The organism is Olivibacter sp. CPCC 100613, from assembly GCF_036959255.1.
Classification (GTDB): domain Bacteria; phylum Bacteroidota; class Bacteroidia; order Sphingobacteriales; family Sphingobacteriaceae; genus Olivibacter.
This window is the reverse complement of sequence record NZ_JAWMTI010000001.1, coordinates 887,917-905,678: the sequence shown is the minus strand read 5'-3', so window position 1 is coordinate 905,678 and position 17,762 is coordinate 887,917. Positions and strand designations below refer to the sequence as shown.

Genomic DNA, 17,762 nt, shown 5'->3' with positions numbered 1-17,762 from the left:
TTTTACGTTTCTTTTGTCGTAAATATCCTTTATTATAGACGGCAACTTTAGTAAGTTTGTATCTATCAATAAGTTAACAGGGATATGGAAGACAAACATCAAGAATTAAAAAACCTTTTTGAGCAAGTGATGGAAGAATTACTTGAACTGCTCAATTCATTGACGGAAGAACAATTGAATCAAACCTTCGTTGCAGGTAAATGGACTCCTGGCCAGCTAGGTTTGCACCTCTATAAATCCTATGCTTCAATATATACCATGAAAGGGACGACGGTGGAGGCGGATAGACCTATAGATTTCCATTTACCACTTATAAAGAGCATACTTTTGAACTTCGATAAGCGATATCAAGCTCCGCAAGAAGTAATACCTTCAGCCGACCAAATAATGAAGGAAAAGCTTCTTTTAGGACTTAAGAAGCGAGTTGATCAGCATCGGGAAGTTTGGAACCAAAGCGATTTATCACGTTTATGTACGGATTTTGCTATCCCTCAGTATGGTCCTTTTACGCGCTTGGAATGGCTGGGGTTTAACACATATCATACCTTGCGACATCTGCAACAGTTGACAGAGCAGCTAGCCTCCTCGTCAAGCAAATTATAATTTAAGGTGTCTTTTCTATATTCGCGAATGTTATGGTCCATCAAAAGCTTTCAGCGCCAGCTTCTATATCCTTGTTTGTAAAGGATATCTGGATTTATGAAGAAGAAAAGCGCAGTAATGAGGTTCATCTACCTTTTTTCGCCGACGGCTACCCCGGACTACTCTTTCAGCAAACCCAAACAGGTTTAATGATTAGGCCTCATGGTAAATTGATGCCTATATCCTTTTTATATGGGCAGACGATTCATCCGATCGAAATGCAGCTCACCGGACCCTATTTACTTATTATATTTCGGCTTTATCCCTTTGTTTTCAAAAGTTTCTTTGACGTCGATCCCAAATCCATTAACGACGGCTGTTATGATTTAAGCTTGTTCAAGGAAGTCGATATGTTGTCTTTTAATAACCAGATGCTCGCTTATCAATCGGTGGAAGCAAAGATAGAAGCAATCACGAAACTTCTCTGTTCACTATTCGAAAGAAAGAAACAGAAGCTTGATTTGAAGATTAAACAAGCGATTGAACGGATTATTCAAACAAACGGGCAAGAAAGTATCAATACAATTGCTTCCGCATTATACATACATGATAGGACACTGGAGAGGCGTTTCATAAAAGAAACGGGGCTTTCCCCTAAGCAATTTGCAAGAATTATTCAATTTCAAGCTTCTCTTTCCCAACTGGCACTCAAGGATTTTAGTAAGATCAATGAAGTGGTTTATGCGAACGGATTTGCCGATCAATCGCATTTTATCCGTGTATTTAAGGCTTTTACGGGGGAGACACCCCGCGTATTCTCGCAACGAATGTAGTAGCTTTTTGTCGTTTTTCTTCTATTTTTCGAACACGCAGCGACGGAAATTTGTGATATCATCCAGGTTAAAAATTTTAAAAGGAGTTATCATGAACTTAGTTGTATTTGGATCTACAGGAAGTATAGGCAAGCTCATTGTAAAGCAAGCCCTTCAAGAGGGACATCACGTAACCGCATTTACTAGAAGTCCGCAAAAATTACAAGAAATAGCAAATCCCTTGCTGCGGATTTTCAAAGGAGATTTGAACGACAGCAAAACAATTCAAGAAGCTGTCAAAAATCAAGATGCCGTATTGTGTGCAATCGGTGATGGAAATAAGGGAGGTATTCGTGCAAGTGGAACTAGAAATATCATTGATGCGATGGAGCAGGAAGGCATAAGGCGGTTGATATGTGAGACTACGTTAGGTTTGGGAGACAGTGCAGGAAACCTTAATTTTTTCTGGAAACATGTGATGTTCGGTCTCTTTCTAAAAAAGGCGTTCAAGGATCATCAGTTACAAGAACATTATTTATTGACCAGTAATTTAGACTATACGATTGTAAGGCCATCCGCTTTTACAGACGGCGTACGTACGGATCGTTATAAGATTGGCTTTGGTGCTAGTGAAAAGGGATTATCCTTGAAAATCGCTCGAGCAGATGTTGCAAGCTTCATGTTAAACCAAGTGGCTCAAAACGAGTATCGGAAAAAGGCTGTCAGCATATCTAATTAGCAGTCATTTCTTTGTTAAGTTTTTAGGTTGACTGATCGTAAAGGAGGGCCGTACTATCAAGGTGATGTAAGGCCTTCCATAAATTCCTTAGTTGAAAAGAATCCGCACATTTTCTTGTTCATTACCAGTGATTGATTTTATTTTACCGGCCCGATGGTTACCGTCAAAACGATCATAATATTCAACTTGAACGGAGCCAACAGACTTTAATTTTCCTTTTTTTTCATTTCCGCTGAATTGATCATAATAAGAGATACGTTGATTTCCAATAGACTTAATTTTTCCGGCCAATATACCGTCAAAACGATCGTAATAATCTACCGTTATATCGCCGATTCTTTTCACTTTCCCTTTTCTGGCCTCTCCATCGAAATTATCGTAGTAATCAATTTGTGTACTGCCCATGGATTTTAATTTTCCTTGTTTTTCCTTTCCCTTAAACTCATCATAATAATCCAATGATAAAGTCTCTTCACCCAGTTGATTCCACGTATTGATAAGCTGACCATTTCCATTTAAATCAACTTGTAATTCGGGATAAAGTATCCGAACAAAGGCGATGTCATTGTTCTGGTTAAGCCTAACGGCTAACTGAGGTCTTGTTTGAGCCCTTGTTGGATGATGGAAGACAAGCAAGGAAATTAATGCTGAAAAGACGATCATTCTCATAGAATAGCGACTATTTTTATGATTAGAGTGTACCCGGCGCTTAAGGTTTAAAAGGAGCACATAACAGGTTTTCAAATTTTGAACAATTTCTTTAAGTTTGTTTTATCATCATTCCGGGATGTAGCGCAGGCCGGTAGCGCGCTTCGTTCGGGACGAAGAGGTCGCAGGTTCGAATCCTGTCATCCCGACTTATTTAAATTATAAACTATTGTATTACAGATAATTGATTTATTGTTTTTAGATTAGGGGAATAGAAGGGGGAATATTTTGTGTGGTTTATGATTAAACCTTTCCGATTTGAGCACAATGTCAAAAAACATTATCTTTGTAAAGATGCCAAAAGGTATTTAAACGCAAACAAAACCCATGCTGTAAAACGTGTGGGTTTTGTTTTATAGCTATTACCTCTTTCAAAACTTGGATGCAATGTGTAAAATATTTGGAGGTTACTGGTTATTTTAGATTAAAGAATAATTGATAAGAAATTTATTCAGATTGATAAAAATTAATGATATTTGTATTTTATCACCGTAACCGTAATAGACTACCTGTACCCGAATAATATGAGCAAGACTTTTAATATGTATTGTGATGAGAGCACTCATCTCAAAAGTGATGGATGTCCGTATATGATAATATCGTATGTAAGTGTAGCGTACAATCAGCTAAGCGTGCACAAAAGACATTTCAAAATGCTAAAGGCCGACCACAAATTTAAGGGAGAAGTTAAATGGTCAAAAGTGTCTAATGGCCAATATCAATTCTATTCGGATTTAATCGATTATTTTTTTTCTAATGACCTTAAGTTCAGAGCTATAATAGTAGATAAATCTAAAATTGACGAAGGAAGGGAAGAGTTTACGTATGACGACTTTTATTTCAGAATGTATTATCAATTACTACATCATAAAATAGACTTGGAACAGTCGTATAATATTTACATAGATGCTAAAGATACCGTTAGCAACAGAAATTTAACCAAGCTGAAACAAATATTAAAATATAACGCTTCAATAAGAGATTTTCAATTTATTCAATCTTATGAGAGCTCATTCATGCAACTTACAGATTTACTTATGGGCGCTATTAATTACAAGCTTAGAGGGCTTAATGCCGTATTGGCAAAAACAAGATTGATAGACAAAATAGAATTACATTGTAAACTTCCAATAACCTGTTCGACTCCGAAATCAGAAGATAAATTCAACTTGTTCTATATAGACTTAAAATAATTTATGCCAGCAAATCTACTGAAAGTTTATTCTGCCTTGTTAGAATTATCCCACTTGACTGAAAATGATCGTAAGAGTTCCTTGAAACGAGTTTTTAGAAGAGATTTTGAAGAATCTGATCGAGATTTCTTGGGGAAGCCAATAAGACCTACTAAGAACATCAATGGAGATATAGATCTCGATAATTTATTTCATCATTTAATAACTGTCGGGTCTACTATCGAAGACGTCCAAGGGAACGTAGGCAGAATATTTGATCTCTATAGATCGGAACGGTTACATTGGGTAAAGTTCCATTTAGAGAATTCTCATCTGGAAGAAATTCAAGTTTTTAGTACTGAAGAGCGAGACGAAAAGAAAAGAAGAAATGTTAATAGAACATATTTATATAACAAAACTGAAAAATATGTTGTAGTTCTTGAACCGCAGCGAAGCGGACTAGATTATTATCTTTTGTCCGCTTACTATTTAAACAAAGAATATTCAATAAAACAAATGAATAAAAAGATAAAAAGAAAGCTTTCGCAAATACTTTAATGTATTAAAACCGCAAGGCTCGGTACACATCTTGGTGTATCGAGCCTCGAAACTCTTTCTTGGATTTCCCCAAGATCTCCCTAATGTGGCGAGATGAGCAATGCAAAGTTATCAACAATATGTGAGATTGTCAACACAGTTTTAAAACTCTTTTAAATATTTTAAATACGTTCTTTTAGAACGAGTTAGAAGCGCATTTTGTTTCATCTAAGAGTGTTTAGTATCTAAATGTGTAAAAATTAATACTAAATATAATTCGATAATATAGATATTTTTTTATTTGCTTCCCAATTATTCTTCCCAACTTCTTGCCTGAAGGCGTGATCTTTTCAAAAGCTTATAACGCGTTATCTCGGCGTCTTAAATAGCGTTATACCTTACTAGCAATTAAAATTGCTCTGACGAGAGAATACACATACTCCTAAATAGACACAGTAACAAATATCGGTTAGGAAGAGTCATTTCCTAAATAACGACTCTCCAAAAGTATAGTTCAATACATATACCGTTTGTCTTTCATCGGAGTATTGAGGTTCGCCTGACTTGACCAGCTCCTTATTATCCATGACAATACGAATTTCCTGATTGAAATCCGACTTTCTATCGCAATTCATTTGGAGTGTCATCTGATCACCTGGGCGAACCGTAGCAGTCAAGGTTGTCAAGCCTGATCCGGTTCTATTTCCTTTATCACCGCTGGTAGCGTTGGTATATCCAAATGTCGAACCAACACCTCCTGGGCTGAACACAAGCTGAACAACTTTAGTTTCAAATAAGTCTTGTTTATCATCCTTTCTGCAAGATAGAAGCGTGATGAAGAAAGATAATACGATTAGTATGTGTTTTTTCATATAACAAATTTTGTAGGCCGAAGATAATGTACATACCTCCATTATTTCTACGGGAATCCGTAAGAGGATAAAATAAGGCCGTTATTGGAAAGCAACCTTGCTAGCAACTTGCTAATAACTTTTCTATATATTCGTTAATGTATTGACCATCAATGCTTTTAATTTTTCATTTTACAATCTAAACATTTACATCCTTGCTTCATGCATTGCCAACTTTACAATATCAAAATCATAAGAAATGGAGCATATTCAGATCATCACATCGAAAGAAGAGATCCAAGCGATCATTACCGATGCGTTATCTAAGGCCATCGTTCACATGTCTGCGACACCTACTTCGCAAGCAGGAGTAGAAATAATTGACACGAAGGAGTTAGCCAGGAGGTTGAACATATCGCCTGTGACAATAAGAAGCTGGCGAAACAAGGGGAAGATAAGCGCTATAAGGATAAATTCAGCAGTTAGATACAACTGGTATCAGGTTATGGAACAGATCCAGCCAACACTAACGGTTAGGTAACAAAGGGACGAAATATGGAAAAGAAGTTTTTAGACACTAAAGAGCTGCTTGAGATCCTAAATATTGGGGAAACAACACTGGTAAGATACAAAAAGAAAGGCTTAATCCCATACCTTAAAATGGGAGGGATACACAGGTATGATCTGGATAAAGTTGTTTCGGCATTAGAGGTGAATAATAAGCAGAAACAGTGAGGAGGATAAGTGATGAAAGAAAAAAAAGAAAGCCCCAACCAGCAGTCAGGGCAAAATACCTTTTCGGGTACAGGACAGGACAAATATACCAAAAATAACGGTAGCAAAGAAAACATTAAGAGGATTCAACGGCTAAAGATCGTCAAGGCATTGAATGCTGCAAGTATACCTCTTAATATGCGGCAGCTTGAGTCAATAACCGGGGTGGAAAGATCAACAATTTGCTGGCGAATAAGCGAGCTAAAGAAATCCGATACTGTTTTTATAGCCTACTATTCTTCCTGTCCGATTACAAAATACTCGCCTGTCGGATTCTATTGGCTGCGGTCAAGGGGTTGTTCATGGCTAAACGGACCGTCAAGAAATATAGGAGGCGAGTATGCAGGTAACTAATATTGAAGAGCGTGTTGTCAGCTTTGGCGAAGGGATTCCTTCCATTAAGACAGATCCAAAAGAACTGTTTAAGCGTTCCATATTGGATCAGACGAAAGATTATCCTTTACCTCAGCCTATAGTAAATTTTGTCCATGACGGAGAGATAATCCCATTGCTGACCAAGAAGAGCTTTAGCTTATGGCAAGGTAAGCAGAAAAGCAAAAAGACTACAGCTTTGGCACTTGCGGTTGCTTCTTTCATAAACCCGGTGGAAAAGTCAGAACGCACATACTTTTTGGGGGCAGTCAAGGGACCCGTGCTTTTCTTCGATAACGAGCAGGGCGAGAGTTATGCGGCCAGAACGATGAGGTTGATTCTTAAACTGGCAAATCTGGAAACTTCTCCAAACCTAATTTACTGCGATCTAAGGGAGTTTAGTCCAAAAGACAGGTTAGCAATCATTCATGCAGCGATTGAAGTGACAGAAGACGTGAGATGGGTGATAATTGACGGAATCGTAGATGTTATGGATGATTTCATGAGCGCCGAAGAAGGGCACTTTGTTATTACTGACTTATTAAAGCTATGTTCCAAATACGACATTCACGTGTCCGGTGTTCTGCATCAGAATAAAGGACAGTCCAAAGACGCTAGAGCACATGTTGGTAGCATAGCGAGTCAGAAGTGTGAGATTGAGGTTATGGTGGAAAGAAGTCCTGATGACAACTCTATGAGTATTGTGTCTGCAAAGGAATGCAGAGGGCTGCCTTTTGAAGACTTTGCAATCAGATGGGACAAGGGGGAGCTACCGAAAATAGTGCAGGGATTTAGCCGTCAAGTACATGAGACGGTTAAGAAACAGAAAGCGCTCCTTCCTGAAGAGATCGCAGATGAAACGCACAGAGAGATACTTGCTAAAGTTCTTAGAGTTGACAGTACACCCAAGCTCTCCGAATTCGAGCTGGGACTCGTTAACGAGATCAGTACATGGTACGGCTTTAAGGTTGCGCAGAGTGTGGCTAAATCATACAGGAAATATTATTTAGATAATGGGTTTGTGAGGACAGAAGGAAAGACACCTCATACGAGATATTTATTGAATCAGTAACTACTGTTTTACTGCTGTATTTATTACTGAACTGGTTGCGTATATATATACGCAATAAACCAGTAACCAGTAAATACTAGTTACTGGAATTTTACTAGTTCAAACCAGTAACTAGTAAATAAAAAAAGAAACAAAATTGAAGGCATGAAAAAGACGTTATTACAGTCACAATGTAGTCTCTATAAGACCTATCAAGATAGGAACGGAAACTGGCGGTTCAGTACGGAGCCACATCTTGTCAACTTTTCATCCGTGTTAACGGCACCTGCTCAAACTGACCTGGTTTCACAGATACGTAGTGAGCCATATAAAAGTGAGAAGCAGCAACAGTTGAAGAAACAGCTTTACGGAATTACGCCTAGCGCTATACAGGTTGGGGGGCGCGGAGAAAAGTATGTTGTTGCACATTCAGGCTTTATGGCATTCGACATTGATGGCATAGGAGGCGATATGCAGCGCATATTTGACTTAGTGAAGCAAATACCTTACACAACTTATTGCGCGCGTTCTGCGAGCGGAAATGGGATTTGGGGTTTATTTCCTATCAGCGATAAAACCAAACACCCCCAGCATTTTGATGCTATGAAGCTGGCTTTTGAAGAATTAGGTATAGCGATAGATTCTGCACCGCGAAACGTTGCCTCACTTCGCTTCTTTGCGTACGATGAGAACGCTTATTTTAACGAAACGGCAAACGTGTTCGACAAGATATTTGAGCCTGTTAAAACACCTAAAACAAAGCTTAAATCGAATGAATCATCTAGCCGTAAAGGTGAAGCTAAGGAGCTTATAAATTACTTCAATTCTAATGTAAGCGAGGACGTGATTGATACAATACTTACGAACTATGGTTTTACACTGCATCATCGTAAGGGCGATCACATATACTACACAAGACCTGATAAGACAACCGCAGCAGGGTTGAGTGTAGACTATCACACAGGAAGGCGTACCCTCTACGCATTCAGCAGTAACACACCAGGAATAGAACATTTCAAGCCAGAGGCGTCGGGCGGGTGGTCGGCGAGTCCCGTTACGATATTGCTGCAGTATGAATGTGGAGGTAAGGATTGGAAAAGAGCATTTGATATAATGAAATCAATATAATTACATAACAACATGAAAATAATTTGGCAACCAAAGGACAAAGACTTAAAAAAGGCCCTGACTGATAACTTCATTAAATATGTCCCTGACAGGCTTGATGCTGCGGTATACATCGATGCACCTAATTACATCCTAGAGGCTAGTCACCACTATGATAGAATGGATTACCATTATCGAAAATATTTGATAGGAGCACATAAGGATCTGAGGTACGTTTACAATGCGATTGATGACTTTGCAAAAATGTTTCCTTGCAAGTGCACCACGGCCGATGGGAATACGTTCCTGCATTATTTTGAAGGATCAGGAATAAAACGATTAGTGGACAGGATCGGTGCAATTTTGATCGAAAAGGAACTTTACGAACTAATGGAGAGACATAATAAGGCAACCGAAAAGATAACCAGAAGGATAAAACTCAAATCGCTATTCGCAGAAAAAGCACCTTTTTAGTACAAATCAATAACCAAATAGAAACAAAATGAATGCACTAGAGAAAGAGATACAGGAGCTGAAGGAAACAGTGCAGTATCAGGAAGGACTACTAAAGAACCAAATGGCCACAATCAGACGTTTAAACGATACATTGTCGGGTAAAGAATCTATGGTTGATAGCTTAAGGCTCAATAATGAATCGTTGAAAAGAAAACTGAATAGCTTAGAGAAGATCATAACCGATTCGGCCAAGTACGAGTATGTGAAACCGCATCTGGCAGTTAGTGTCAACACTACCGGGGATAGTCTCAAAACTGAAAATAACAACAATTTACAATAGCTATGGCATTTAAGAAAGGAGAGTCGGGCAATCCTAATGGAAGGCCTAAAGGAGTGCCCAATAAGACAGGTCGGGAACTAAAGGAAGTAGTGAAGGCTCTGATAGATCGTGAGATGGACAGTATTGACAATTATCTTTCTCAACTTGATCCTAAAGAAAGGCTGGACGTGGTAGTTAAATTGATGCCTTATGTGCTTCCAAGGCAAACAGAAATAACAGGAGACAACGAAGGAAGAAGATTGATTATAAAACTTGAAAAAGATGGAGATAGTCATTAGCAATGCCATAGAATTAAAGTCTTTCCTTATTGAACATCGTGAATTGACCATTGATCAGTCAATTCTGATATTGGAAGGGTTCGCAGGAGTACCGATATACATGCAGTCGCCTGCGACAAAAGAGCAGATTATCGATTTTATTGATGGGTGCAACTGGGGCGTTGGGAAGTCCGAGGTTCCGTTATTTTTAAATTAATCGACATGGCTAAGATACAGATTAAGATAACCGGCCTAAAGGAAGCGAAGAGTGCTTTAAAGAAAGTGTCAGATACCGTCGAAATTGAACTGGATTCGCAATTGGCTAATTCTGCAAACAGAATTCGTACCGCAGCCAGAGCTAAGGCAACGGAAAACCTCAAGGAGGTTGGGCAAAACTGGGTTTACGAACATGAACACTTAGTCCATCAGGTTCATAACCAACTATTTTGGGCGCCGTTTGCGGAATTCGGTACAGGGCCGTTTGCGGCTAAGACGGTGGCCCCGTACGATCCTGAATGGCAGGAGCACGCGAAACAATTTTATCGAAACGGTGAAGGAACAATGCCGGCAACTCCGATGCTATACCCGGCAGTAAAAGAAGAAGAGCTTAAGCTTCCGAAAATATTGGAAAAGGCTATTAGAGAAGAAATAAATAAGTCAAAATGAGAGACAGGGAAACAGTGATGTTGAAGCAATACCTAAGAGGGTTGAAACACAAAATAAAAATGGATGAGGCCGACTTCAACCAAGGAAAGGACAAAGAAGCTATTGAGCTTTTAAAGGCCACAATCGATCTTATCATAGACGGGCGAATAAATGAAGTTAAACGGATTATAAATCTTACAAGATGGTAAAGTACAGGTTGGATTATTATAGTGAAGAGGAGCAGCGTTGGAGACTTGATATATCTACAGCGGCTTATACAGGCGATCCAATAATAGTTGATGGGGTAGAGAATAAGGCATGTGTTTTTACTTATACAAACAAGGACGACCCTTATGCGGTAATTATACCATGCAGCGTTTCTATAAGCCTGTACAGCGATGGTCAGATCGATGTGGAAGAGCTGCAGAATGCCAATGACAGAGATTTTACCGTTCAGGTTTACAGAGAAGGTGTTTTATACTGGACGGGATTTGTTGTGCCTGACCGCATACAAAAGGAACTGCAAGCACCCCCGTTTGAAGTGAGTTTTACCGCGATAGATGGCCTGAATTTACTAGATGGGATAGATTTTACAGGTATCAACAACTGGCCTATCGGTGAAGATGTAAGCAATCTATCTCCTTTAGCTTATATCAGGGATATTTTGTTTAGAGAAGTGTATCTAGGGCTAAAGCTCCCTATAACATGGATAAGCTCGATAGTATGTACCGCGTATCCTGACGATGTTTATGGGGCATTGGCCGGAACGCCTCAATGGGGAGATAGGGGAAGGGCTTTCAAAAGCTACATTGAGGACGGAAGCACCGATGTTGTGTACAGATCATGTTCTTATGTACTTGAGAGCTTATTAAAAGCTTTTCAATGCAGAATATTCCAGTCAAACGGTAAGTGGAATATAAGGAGAATAAATGATGTTGTAACCGGATCTTTTACCGTACATGAAGTTAATACAGATTACGGTCCAAGCACGATGCCTATAATTTCAACCTCAAGTCAAAATGTTAACAAAAGCATTCAGCCAGGGGGTAATTATCAGTTTATAAGAGAAGATCAATCCAGTTTGATGATCCCGGGATTAAAAAGCGTGGTTGTCACTTATAGGCAGAAGCAACAAAACAACTTAGTTCCGAACGGTAGTTTCGAAACGTCGTCAGGTAATATATTCGAATGGGTATTAAGGCCAACAGGTTCGGGAGCATCTTTGACAACTGGAGATTCGCTTAATAATAGAATAGGTGTTTCCGCTGACGTGTCTTTTCCTGCGAATTCAGCAGGCGATGTTCAGGAGGTGTACCTGACAATGTTTGATAGTGGTAAATATGGCATGCCTATAGATACTAAACTTTTGTTCAAAACTTTCAGGTTCGGTTTTACGTTCTGCCCTTTGAACGGGTTTCCCTATTACACAGAAACAGGTATAATTAACTGGGACACAAACCCGCTAAGAGTCAGTGTCAGAATAAAAGTCGATGGGAAAGAACTGGTGCTCAATGAAAACGGATACTGGATGCCGATACCTCAGGGTGCTACCTTTAATAGATATAACTACTCGGGATATAGCGATCCTAATGATAACAATTTTATGTTGATTGACAGTTATTTCAGTGGCAGTCCAATAAATGACGATTACATAAACTTCTCATCTAATAGTACAGTTGTAATGACAGTACCGTGTCCTATGACACAAGCTAATAATCTTGAAGGCTACTTAAATTTTGCGGGGCAGAGATTTGTAGAAGGCACTGATATTGAGAGTTATGAGGTTATACCTGATGGGACGACTGGATTAATATTAAGATGCAGGAGACCTAATCAAGGTGTTAATGTTGGGATGGGATGGGGATTGTCTCCACATCTTAGAGACGGGACAATACCGGTGTCTGTTAACAATATGAAAATAGGTGACGTGGCCACAGTAAACTTTGGGGGTGGATTTGATATGAAATTCCCAGAACCTGAGGTATTGACGGCAGGAGAATGTGAGATAGAAGTCAGGTTGTATGTTAAGCGTGGACAGCGCATTTTGTTCGATGATGTATTTATGTCAGTGGAGGAAAACAACGACGTATACCGATCGGAAAATCCGTCAAGCAGTAATACGAAGACAGAATCAGTTGACCTTGAAGTAAGCTCATCATTCAGCGGTTTCATGGTAAGCAATATTATGACTTCATGGACCAACAGTAGTGAAGAGTACGTCTTTACTGACGGTAAATACACTGGTTCGCTTACCGGTATGACGGCCAATGCAATGATGAGGTTCAGGTATAAACCAAGTGTTATCTTCGAAGGAACCGTTTACGGAAAAAATTGGTCTTATGATGAAATTTATTCCATAGAATCATTCGGAGATAGAAAATTTCTTCCGCTTCAATCAACATATAATAGCGAGAATTGTGAGTTGAAACTAGTCGCGTCCGAGTGTAGAGACGATAATCCGACGTTATCTGAGAGTCATTATGCTTCGAGCGACAGGCGTGCCAGCTGATAGTAAGAATGAAAGCGTAGGTGTACTAACTACGCTTTCTCTATCCCGATCTTAATAGCACCACCACAATGCGGGCACGATGCGGTAATTTCAGTCCGGTCAAATAGATCGACAACGCTTACACCAATAGCGTCAGCTATTTTTTGCAATGTATCTAAAGATGGATTGCCATTGATAGATCTACTCAGGCTTTCCGGGGTTACCCCCAATTTTGAGGCTACTTCCAAACTGGTCATACCCCGCTTTTTGATTGCTTTTTTGACGTTTAACATAATGCAAAAATAAGTATTTATACGTATAGTATCAATGTTTTAAAATTTATTGATAAAAAATGTTAATAAATGTTTGCATTATTGATTATTTATGTATATGTTTGTGATGATAATTGATATTAAATGTTAATATTATGACCATGCAGAACAAAAGCAAACTAAGCGAGATAATGAAACTAGCTTGGCAATTCATTAAAAGAAATGGCTATTCACTAAGAGATGCACTTAGATGCGCATGGGCCAACATTAGATTGAAAGCAAAAATGCTAAACGGTATTGTACGGTTCTATTTTACAAAAGTTGACGGCACGGTAAGAGAGGCTTTCGGTACACTTAACAACCGCATCATGCCCACAGCTGAGGGGGAAAACAAAAGAAAGCATAATGACACTATACAGGTTTATTATGATACAGAAAGGATGGAATACAGAAGCTTTAAAAAAGCCAATCTCAAATTTTAATTCTATAACAGCATATCTATAAAACAACTGATTATGAACACACCACTTAAACGGACTGTGAATCCGTCGTCCACACAAACAAATAGCGATGTCTCTATCGCCAGTTTAGTCTCTGCCGATCACAACAGGAACGACTATGTAAAAGCTACTCTGTTCTTCCTTGACGGGAGCAACAAAAGCATTATTAATGTTATCCCCAGACTAACGGATTGGGGAGAGCCGCTTGAAGAGGCGGCAATGGTGATGAAGGAGTACGTTTTTCGGCTCTGTAAACACTGGGTGCAAATTCACCACTTTGAAATAGAATTTGGGTCAGTCGAGAAAGATGGATCTCTGTCGAAGTGCGGACGGTATAGTCCTTATGAAATACCGTTAAATAAGGTATTTGTCAGAGGGACTGCCGGTAAATGGTTGGCTCCAACGGATGATCTGAAATGGGCGTATTTGGACAGCGAGCTAATTCCTTAAAATCAACAGACAAATAATTCGTAAACAATAGAAAGTATTAACCATGTTTAAACACATAAATGAATCTATTATGAATGCAGACTGGCTGAACGATACAACTAAAGCCAATCTACTAAGGGTGTACGGAAGTGTAAGAAGAAAAGACGTAACTGAACAAGCCTTTAGCTTGCTTGAATTTGACGGTAATGATTTCACTCCTTATGCCTACAAGGATATGATGATCTTACTTATAAGATGTCTCGCTTTAGACGAAGTAAAGACGATCATGGGAGCATATGGTTTTGATACAGGGGGAGAAATGTTATACAGGCTCTACCAGTTTTTCGAAAACCTGGATGGGGAAAGCTTTGATAAGCTTCTAGATATTGAGAAAGTGTATAACGGATATGCCGGACGCACAAAAACAGAGATTGAGGCTGAATCATACAATTTGCTTAAGAATTACAAACTTATAAACGATAAAGGAGGATCTAAGCATGAATAATATAACATTAGATCACAATATATGCTCAATTGAAGGCGAAAACGAAATTCGAGACATTAAAGCCATTACCGAAAATACAGAGGACATACACCACTGTATGCAGCATATAGCTAAGACCATCAGTACTCTATGTGCTATGCAGTCAGTCAACGAACAGCATGTTTTGGACTGTTGCTACTGGCTGGGCAAATCCTGCGAGATAATAGGAACCGTCAAGTTTGCGGCAGACCACATTAAAGTCTTGGAAAATGAAAGCAATTGATAAGCCGAATATTAGTTTTAGGTTTACCGCATCGAATGAGCGGGTAAAGGGAATGATAGATGCGGTTCTTGTAGTTCGATACAAAAGGAAATATGTGCCCGTAAATCTGCCTATCAGAATCTATATGCGCTATCTTGCCAAGAACAAAACCAATACTTACCGCATGTACTGTGATAGCTATAACTTATATGCCGCTTATAAAGAAAAGCTAAACGACATAGCGGCAATTTTGAACGATTACAATGTGGAATACGATGCCGTTTTTCTTCGAGATGAAATAAACCGGATTGACCAGGATTGGAATAGCTCTAAGCTAAAAAAGTACGTAACCCGATTTGGGCAACTGATAAATTAGCCTCACATGTTAGCGAACCGACCGATTAATGGTCGGTTTGTTTTTCCCATAGAGCATTCCATTTATCTTTTAATATTATTGACTCAGACCGCGCGCCATTAGAGTACAATAGCTTAACATCAATTTGTCCAACAAACCTTTTTTCGTCAAATACGGTCACATCAAAATCTATTGAAGCAATTAAATCCTGTTCATTTTGGAATACTGGACTTGTGTTAGGTATTGACAGTATAATACTTTCCCTTGTGAAGGTCGAATAATATCTGTTCTGTAATAAATCCTTATCAACCGCTTTGGCGAAAAGCGTCCTTGGTATCTCTAAAATAAGTTTGTAAAACCTCTCGATGCTTGCTCCACTATTCAGTACGTTAAATTCAAAAGTTATTGAGTGTTTATTTTTGGTATGATTGTTTTGATAAATCGTTCTGTAGCTCAAATCCAATTCTGAAAGATTAGCCCGTAGATACATATTTCTGACCTCGTATTCTTCCATAGGCACACTTTCGAAGTTATATCGTCTGTAATATCTATTGTCCATGTTCATGTGGATGCGGTTGCTTTGCGGGACTTTGACGACGTAGATTGTCTTAGATAGATCGTTATCGACAACAATCGGGTAGATCATAAGATTCTCTATACGAGGTTCAACCGCCCTAGCAATGAAGTGTTCTAAGCGTTCTCTTGTGTATTGTTTCCCATCAATAAACGTAAGCTCCGCGGGCACCTGATTTACTTCTTTTATCCCATAAACTATAATGCCGCCCGCTGAATTGGCGAATGAGGATACGTCTTTTCCAATATCCTTTAACATGTTAGCATTAACTGCTCCAGACGCTTTATAATCAAGCTTAAGCGATTCAGGTATTCGTTCGTTGATGAGCATTTGAATGTCATCGAAAGTATAGGTGTCTTTGTTGTAAAAATCTGTCATGTTAATTTCCTTTGTCGTATATGTAAATATACAAAATTGAGGCATGTTAAAGTCATTATGGGAAAATCCCACATCGATATGAATCAATCAGTTATAACAAAAATGGGCAGCTCTGAAAATCGATATTTTACAACCACTTGGTATGGACGAAATTTCGTCCGTGAAGTACAAGGTTATATGCTCCGCGACCGACTAACTGAATTTCTTATGTGCCCAATTTTCGGACACATGCTTTAAAGGGCTTGAGGTTTTAACGATCATATTTAGTATATGGGAAGGTTTTTCCATGGTCATATGTGTGTAGAGTTCGAAAAAGAAAATGCCAGGTCTCAGGGGCCGCGTATGTTAACAAATGTTAACATTCTCGCACACGTTGAGCAATAGACCAAGTAGCTCCTTAACGCTGGCGAAAGACTGTAATAGGATATTTATGTTCAGCGATAAATTTCTCGGAGCATTTGATCTATGGTGTATTCGGATAATTTATAAACCTCAGACAGAGAGATCTTATTTTCAAATAATGCACGCTGTAACAGGAATTTTCTATAATCGTTTTGGCTTCCCGTATTTAAGGTAATTTCCGTTGATATAATCCCATTGCGATATTCATGACGAATGTCTTCTATAAAAAATAAATGATAATACATTTTTACTTTAGCAAAGTGCCAATAAAATCGTTCATTAATATGAAAGTGTTTGTCCGTCCAAATATGATAACTTATTGAAGTATCATCAGAATTCTCATATGTATGAAGAAGATAGAGCGAATAGGTGTCCTTAGTTTTGAAAAGTTCTGGCTTTTCGAGATTAATTGTAATCAGATCGTCTGCAATTATAGGAATCCATTTAGATACATGTTTTTCACCTAGTTTAGCGGAAATACCCTTAATGGTGGGTAATATAAAGTCGGATTCTTCATCTGCCCAAGCAGGACCAACTTCTATTAAATAGTCAATCAACTTGTCATAAACACGGCCCCTTAAAAGGTGTAAAAACTGGTATTCTCCAACAAGTGCAGATAATACATCAGTATTTCTTGGTTTCCAATGCTCCATATTATTAAAGTTTATAATGTGCACTGTAAAGCTTCCTATCCCGCTTCACCTTCTTCGCGTAAACGCCTGTTTATTTCCCTTAGTGTCTTCAACTGGTCCAAAGACAGCTTTGATAAATCAGGTTTGCGCGATTCTATCTTATAGTCTGCTTTGACGTCATGTTTCTGTTTATCTATCAGCCCTAGATCACGAGCAATGATGTTTGCATTGAATATTCCTACAGCAGCACCTTCAAATTTTTGCGAATAGCATTTGGCCCTTGCCTGTAGTAATGTCTCAACAAATTCCTTTGATTCTTCATCGCTTCGATTTTTGGCCGACGCATAAAGATCGCGGAGATACTTTTCGCCCAGTTCATGGTATGAGCAAAAACCAATCTCGGTATATGGTCTTTGGATAGGCACCTGGACTAGGATACCCCTTTGTACCTCACTCTTCATCCATGGATTATTGTCACACCATTCAAAGTATTCTTTCCAAGCCTGTTTAAAGCCCGCAGGTGTAAATTTTCTGTACACTCCCATCTTCCCTTCCACACATTTTGTTTCAAGCGAATATACGT

General features: G+C 38.8%; 27 protein-coding genes and 1 tRNA gene. 22 read left to right on the top strand and 6 right to left on the bottom strand.

Going from position 1 to position 17,762, the window contains the following annotated elements; translation table 11 throughout:
• The first annotated feature begins 84 nt into the window (after positions 1–84).
• The 3 genes from RYH73_RS03500 (at position 85) to RYH73_RS03490 (ending at position 2,133) form a co-directional block, all read left to right on the top strand.
• Positions 85–603, top strand: a complete 519-nt coding sequence (locus RYH73_RS03500; RefSeq protein ID WP_335311878.1) for a DinB family protein — start codon at positions 85–87, stop codon at positions 601–603.
• A gap of 32 nt (positions 604–635) precedes the next feature.
• The gene (locus tag RYH73_RS03495; protein WP_335311877.1) at positions 636–1,415 is read left to right on the top strand and encodes a helix-turn-helix transcriptional regulator; all 780 of its coding nucleotides are present in this window, start codon (positions 636–638) and stop codon (positions 1,413–1,415) included.
• Positions 1,416–1,506: 91 nt separating this feature from the next.
• Positions 1,507–2,133 carry an NAD(P)-dependent oxidoreductase gene (locus RYH73_RS03490; RefSeq protein ID WP_335311876.1) on the top strand — a complete coding sequence of 209 codons (627 nt, stop codon included), beginning with the start codon at positions 1,507–1,509 and terminating at the stop codon, positions 2,131–2,133.
• A gap of 87 nt (positions 2,134–2,220) precedes the next feature.
• Here the strand turns inward: RYH73_RS03490 and RYH73_RS03485 are convergent, their stop codons facing one another.
• Positions 2,221–2,802 (bottom strand): hypothetical protein, encoded by a 582-nt coding sequence (locus RYH73_RS03485; protein WP_335311875.1) that lies wholly within the window; start codon positions 2,800–2,802, stop codon positions 2,221–2,223.
• Positions 2,803–2,916: 114 nt separating this feature from the next.
• Between RYH73_RS03485 and RYH73_RS03480 the strand changes: the two genes are divergently transcribed.
• The 3 genes from RYH73_RS03480 (at position 2,917) to RYH73_RS03470 (ending at position 4,571) form a co-directional block, all read left to right on the top strand.
• A tRNA-Pro gene (locus tag RYH73_RS03480) sits at positions 2,917–2,990 on the top strand.
• 375 nt (positions 2,991–3,365) lie between these two features.
• Entirely contained in the window at positions 3,366–4,034 is a 669-nt protein-coding gene (locus RYH73_RS03475; RefSeq protein ID WP_335312592.1) for a DUF3800 domain-containing protein, read from the top strand.
• Between the two features lie 3 nt (positions 4,035–4,037).
• Complete coding sequence (locus RYH73_RS03470; protein WP_335311873.1) at positions 4,038–4,571, top strand: hypothetical protein; 534 nt, start codon at positions 4,038–4,040, stop codon at positions 4,569–4,571.
• Between the two features lie 458 nt (positions 4,572–5,029).
• Here the strand turns inward: RYH73_RS03470 and RYH73_RS03465 are convergent, their stop codons facing one another.
• Entirely contained in the window at positions 5,030–5,422 is a 393-nt protein-coding gene (locus RYH73_RS03465) for a hypothetical protein (RefSeq protein ID WP_335311872.1), read from the bottom strand.
• 238 nt (positions 5,423–5,660) lie between these two features.
• On the opposite strand from RYH73_RS03465, the gene RYH73_RS03460 reads away from it, so the two are divergent.
• The 12 genes from RYH73_RS03460 to RYH73_RS03405 all read left to right on the top strand — a co-directional run bounded on the left by RYH73_RS03460 (position 5,661) and on the right by RYH73_RS03405 (position 12,912).
• On the top strand, positions 5,661–5,942 hold the full coding sequence (locus tag RYH73_RS03460; RefSeq protein ID WP_335311871.1) for a helix-turn-helix domain-containing protein: 282 nt from the start codon (positions 5,661–5,663) through the stop codon (positions 5,940–5,942).
• Between the two features lie 14 nt (positions 5,943–5,956).
• Entirely contained in the window at positions 5,957–6,136 is a 180-nt protein-coding gene (locus RYH73_RS03455) for a helix-turn-helix transcriptional regulator (RefSeq protein WP_335311870.1), read from the top strand.
• 12 nt (positions 6,137–6,148) lie between these two features.
• Positions 6,149–6,529 (top strand): hypothetical protein, encoded by a 381-nt coding sequence (locus tag RYH73_RS03450; protein ID WP_335311869.1) that lies wholly within the window; start codon positions 6,149–6,151, stop codon positions 6,527–6,529.
• Positions 6,516–7,619 carry an AAA family ATPase gene (locus tag RYH73_RS03445; RefSeq protein ID WP_335311868.1) on the top strand — a complete coding sequence of 368 codons (1,104 nt, stop codon included), beginning with the start codon at positions 6,516–6,518 and terminating at the stop codon, positions 7,617–7,619. Before RYH73_RS03450 ends, RYH73_RS03445 begins: the two co-directional genes overlap by 14 nt.
• A gap of 144 nt (positions 7,620–7,763) precedes the next feature.
• Positions 7,764–8,726, top strand: a complete 963-nt coding sequence (locus RYH73_RS03440; protein WP_335311867.1) for a BT4734/BF3469 family protein — start codon at positions 7,764–7,766, stop codon at positions 8,724–8,726.
• A 12-nt stretch (positions 8,727–8,738) separates the two neighbouring features.
• On the top strand, positions 8,739–9,179 hold the full coding sequence (locus RYH73_RS03435) for a hypothetical protein (protein ID WP_335311866.1): 441 nt from the start codon (positions 8,739–8,741) through the stop codon (positions 9,177–9,179).
• A 28-nt stretch (positions 9,180–9,207) separates the two neighbouring features.
• Positions 9,208–9,501 (top strand): hypothetical protein, encoded by a 294-nt coding sequence (locus RYH73_RS03430; RefSeq protein ID WP_335311865.1) that lies wholly within the window; start codon positions 9,208–9,210, stop codon positions 9,499–9,501.
• 2 nt (positions 9,502–9,503) lie between these two features.
• Positions 9,504–9,779 (top strand): DUF5681 domain-containing protein, encoded by a 276-nt coding sequence (locus tag RYH73_RS03425; protein WP_335311864.1) that lies wholly within the window; start codon positions 9,504–9,506, stop codon positions 9,777–9,779.
• The gene (locus RYH73_RS03420) at positions 9,763–9,975 is read left to right on the top strand and encodes a hypothetical protein (protein WP_335311863.1); all 213 of its coding nucleotides are present in this window, start codon (positions 9,763–9,765) and stop codon (positions 9,973–9,975) included. Before RYH73_RS03425 ends, RYH73_RS03420 begins: the two co-directional genes overlap by 17 nt.
• Before the next feature lie 5 nt (positions 9,976–9,980).
• Positions 9,981–10,424, top strand: a complete 444-nt coding sequence (locus tag RYH73_RS03415) for a hypothetical protein (protein ID WP_335311862.1) — start codon at positions 9,981–9,983, stop codon at positions 10,422–10,424.
• A complete protein-coding gene (locus RYH73_RS03410; protein WP_335311861.1) occupies positions 10,421–10,612 on the top strand; it encodes a hypothetical protein in 192 nt (63 codons plus the stop codon). Before RYH73_RS03415 ends, RYH73_RS03410 begins: the two co-directional genes overlap by 4 nt.
• Positions 10,606–12,912 (top strand): hypothetical protein, encoded by a 2,307-nt coding sequence (locus tag RYH73_RS03405; protein ID WP_335311860.1) that lies wholly within the window; start codon positions 10,606–10,608, stop codon positions 12,910–12,912. The genes RYH73_RS03410 and RYH73_RS03405 overlap by 7 nt, the downstream gene beginning before the upstream one ends.
• Before the next feature lie 29 nt (positions 12,913–12,941).
• Here RYH73_RS03405 and RYH73_RS03400 read toward each other — a convergent pair whose 3' ends face one another.
• Entirely contained in the window at positions 12,942–13,184 is a 243-nt protein-coding gene (locus RYH73_RS03400) for a helix-turn-helix domain-containing protein (RefSeq protein ID WP_335311859.1), read from the bottom strand.
• A gap of 134 nt (positions 13,185–13,318) precedes the next feature.
• Here RYH73_RS03400 and RYH73_RS03395 point away from each other — a divergent pair, with 134 nt between their 5' ends.
• The 4 genes from RYH73_RS03395 to RYH73_RS03380 all read left to right on the top strand — a co-directional run bounded on the left by RYH73_RS03395 (position 13,319) and on the right by RYH73_RS03380 (position 15,214).
• A complete protein-coding gene (locus RYH73_RS03395) occupies positions 13,319–13,645 on the top strand; it encodes an SH3 beta-barrel fold-containing protein (protein WP_335311858.1) in 327 nt (108 codons plus the stop codon).
• Positions 13,646–13,678: 33 nt separating this feature from the next.
• The gene (locus tag RYH73_RS03390) at positions 13,679–14,113 is read left to right on the top strand and encodes a hypothetical protein (RefSeq protein ID WP_335311857.1); all 435 of its coding nucleotides are present in this window, start codon (positions 13,679–13,681) and stop codon (positions 14,111–14,113) included.
• A 43-nt stretch (positions 14,114–14,156) separates the two neighbouring features.
• A complete protein-coding gene (locus RYH73_RS03385) occupies positions 14,157–14,597 on the top strand; it encodes a hypothetical protein (RefSeq protein ID WP_335311856.1) in 441 nt (146 codons plus the stop codon).
• A gap of 248 nt (positions 14,598–14,845) precedes the next feature.
• Complete coding sequence (locus RYH73_RS03380; RefSeq protein ID WP_335311855.1) at positions 14,846–15,214, top strand: hypothetical protein; 369 nt, start codon at positions 14,846–14,848, stop codon at positions 15,212–15,214.
• Positions 15,215–15,239: 25 nt separating this feature from the next.
• Here the strand turns inward: RYH73_RS03380 and RYH73_RS03375 are convergent, their stop codons facing one another.
• The 3 genes from RYH73_RS03375 to RYH73_RS03365 all read right to left on the bottom strand — a co-directional run bounded on the left by RYH73_RS03375 (position 15,240) and on the right by RYH73_RS03365 (position 17,736).
• A complete protein-coding gene (locus RYH73_RS03375; RefSeq protein WP_335311854.1) occupies positions 15,240–16,145 on the bottom strand; it encodes an AlbA family DNA-binding domain-containing protein in 906 nt (301 codons plus the stop codon).
• A 434-nt stretch (positions 16,146–16,579) separates the two neighbouring features.
• The gene (locus RYH73_RS03370; protein WP_335311853.1) at positions 16,580–17,200 is read right to left on the bottom strand and encodes a hypothetical protein; all 621 of its coding nucleotides are present in this window, start codon (positions 17,198–17,200) and stop codon (positions 16,580–16,582) included.
• A gap of 35 nt (positions 17,201–17,235) precedes the next feature.
• On the bottom strand, positions 17,236–17,736 hold the full coding sequence (locus tag RYH73_RS03365) for a terminase small subunit (protein WP_335311852.1): 501 nt from the start codon (positions 17,734–17,736) through the stop codon (positions 17,236–17,238).
• Positions 17,737–17,762: the final 26 nt, after the last annotated feature.

Bases quoted from the DNA above. Each gene is read 5' to 3' on its own strand.
- RYH73_RS03500 (WP_335311878.1), top strand. From the start codon at position 85: ATGGAAGACAAACATCAAGAATTAAAAAACCTTTTTGAGCAAGTGATG.
- RYH73_RS03495 (WP_335311877.1), top strand. From the start codon at position 636: ATGGTCCATCAAAAGCTTTCAGCGCCAGCTTCTATATCCTTGTTTGTA.
- RYH73_RS03490 (WP_335311876.1), top strand. From the start codon at position 1,507: ATGAACTTAGTTGTATTTGGATCTACAGGAAGTATAGGCAAGCTCATT.
- RYH73_RS03485 (WP_335311875.1), bottom strand. From the start codon at position 2,802: ATGAGAATGATCGTCTTTTCAGCATTAATTTCCTTGCTTGTCTTCCAT.
- RYH73_RS03475 (WP_335312592.1), top strand. From the start codon at position 3,366: ATGAGCAAGACTTTTAATATGTATTGTGATGAGAGCACTCATCTCAAA.
- RYH73_RS03470 (WP_335311873.1), top strand. From the start codon at position 4,038: ATGCCAGCAAATCTACTGAAAGTTTATTCTGCCTTGTTAGAATTATCC.
- RYH73_RS03465 (WP_335311872.1), bottom strand. From the start codon at position 5,422: ATGAAAAAACACATACTAATCGTATTATCTTTCTTCATCACGCTTCTA.
- RYH73_RS03460 (WP_335311871.1), top strand. From the start codon at position 5,661: ATGGAGCATATTCAGATCATCACATCGAAAGAAGAGATCCAAGCGATC.
- RYH73_RS03455 (WP_335311870.1), top strand. From the start codon at position 5,957: ATGGAAAAGAAGTTTTTAGACACTAAAGAGCTGCTTGAGATCCTAAAT.
- RYH73_RS03450 (WP_335311869.1), top strand. From the start codon at position 6,149: ATGAAAGAAAAAAAAGAAAGCCCCAACCAGCAGTCAGGGCAAAATACC.
- RYH73_RS03445 (WP_335311868.1), top strand. From the start codon at position 6,516: ATGCAGGTAACTAATATTGAAGAGCGTGTTGTCAGCTTTGGCGAAGGG.
- RYH73_RS03440 (WP_335311867.1), top strand. From the start codon at position 7,764: ATGAAAAAGACGTTATTACAGTCACAATGTAGTCTCTATAAGACCTAT.
- RYH73_RS03435 (WP_335311866.1), top strand. From the start codon at position 8,739: ATGAAAATAATTTGGCAACCAAAGGACAAAGACTTAAAAAAGGCCCTG.
- RYH73_RS03430 (WP_335311865.1), top strand. From the start codon at position 9,208: ATGAATGCACTAGAGAAAGAGATACAGGAGCTGAAGGAAACAGTGCAG.
- RYH73_RS03425 (WP_335311864.1), top strand. From the start codon at position 9,504: ATGGCATTTAAGAAAGGAGAGTCGGGCAATCCTAATGGAAGGCCTAAA.
- RYH73_RS03420 (WP_335311863.1), top strand. From the start codon at position 9,763: ATGGAGATAGTCATTAGCAATGCCATAGAATTAAAGTCTTTCCTTATT.
- RYH73_RS03415 (WP_335311862.1), top strand. From the start codon at position 9,981: ATGGCTAAGATACAGATTAAGATAACCGGCCTAAAGGAAGCGAAGAGT.
- RYH73_RS03410 (WP_335311861.1), top strand. From the start codon at position 10,421: ATGAGAGACAGGGAAACAGTGATGTTGAAGCAATACCTAAGAGGGTTG.
- RYH73_RS03405 (WP_335311860.1), top strand. From the start codon at position 10,606: ATGGTAAAGTACAGGTTGGATTATTATAGTGAAGAGGAGCAGCGTTGG.
- RYH73_RS03400 (WP_335311859.1), bottom strand. From the start codon at position 13,184: ATGTTAAACGTCAAAAAAGCAATCAAAAAGCGGGGTATGACCAGTTTG.
- RYH73_RS03395 (WP_335311858.1), top strand. From the start codon at position 13,319: ATGACCATGCAGAACAAAAGCAAACTAAGCGAGATAATGAAACTAGCT.
- RYH73_RS03390 (WP_335311857.1), top strand. From the start codon at position 13,679: ATGAACACACCACTTAAACGGACTGTGAATCCGTCGTCCACACAAACA.
- RYH73_RS03385 (WP_335311856.1), top strand. From the start codon at position 14,157: ATGTTTAAACACATAAATGAATCTATTATGAATGCAGACTGGCTGAAC.
- RYH73_RS03380 (WP_335311855.1), top strand. From the start codon at position 14,846: ATGAAAGCAATTGATAAGCCGAATATTAGTTTTAGGTTTACCGCATCG.
- RYH73_RS03375 (WP_335311854.1), bottom strand. From the start codon at position 16,145: ATGACAGATTTTTACAACAAAGACACCTATACTTTCGATGACATTCAA.
- RYH73_RS03370 (WP_335311853.1), bottom strand. From the start codon at position 17,200: ATGGAGCATTGGAAACCAAGAAATACTGATGTATTATCTGCACTTGTT.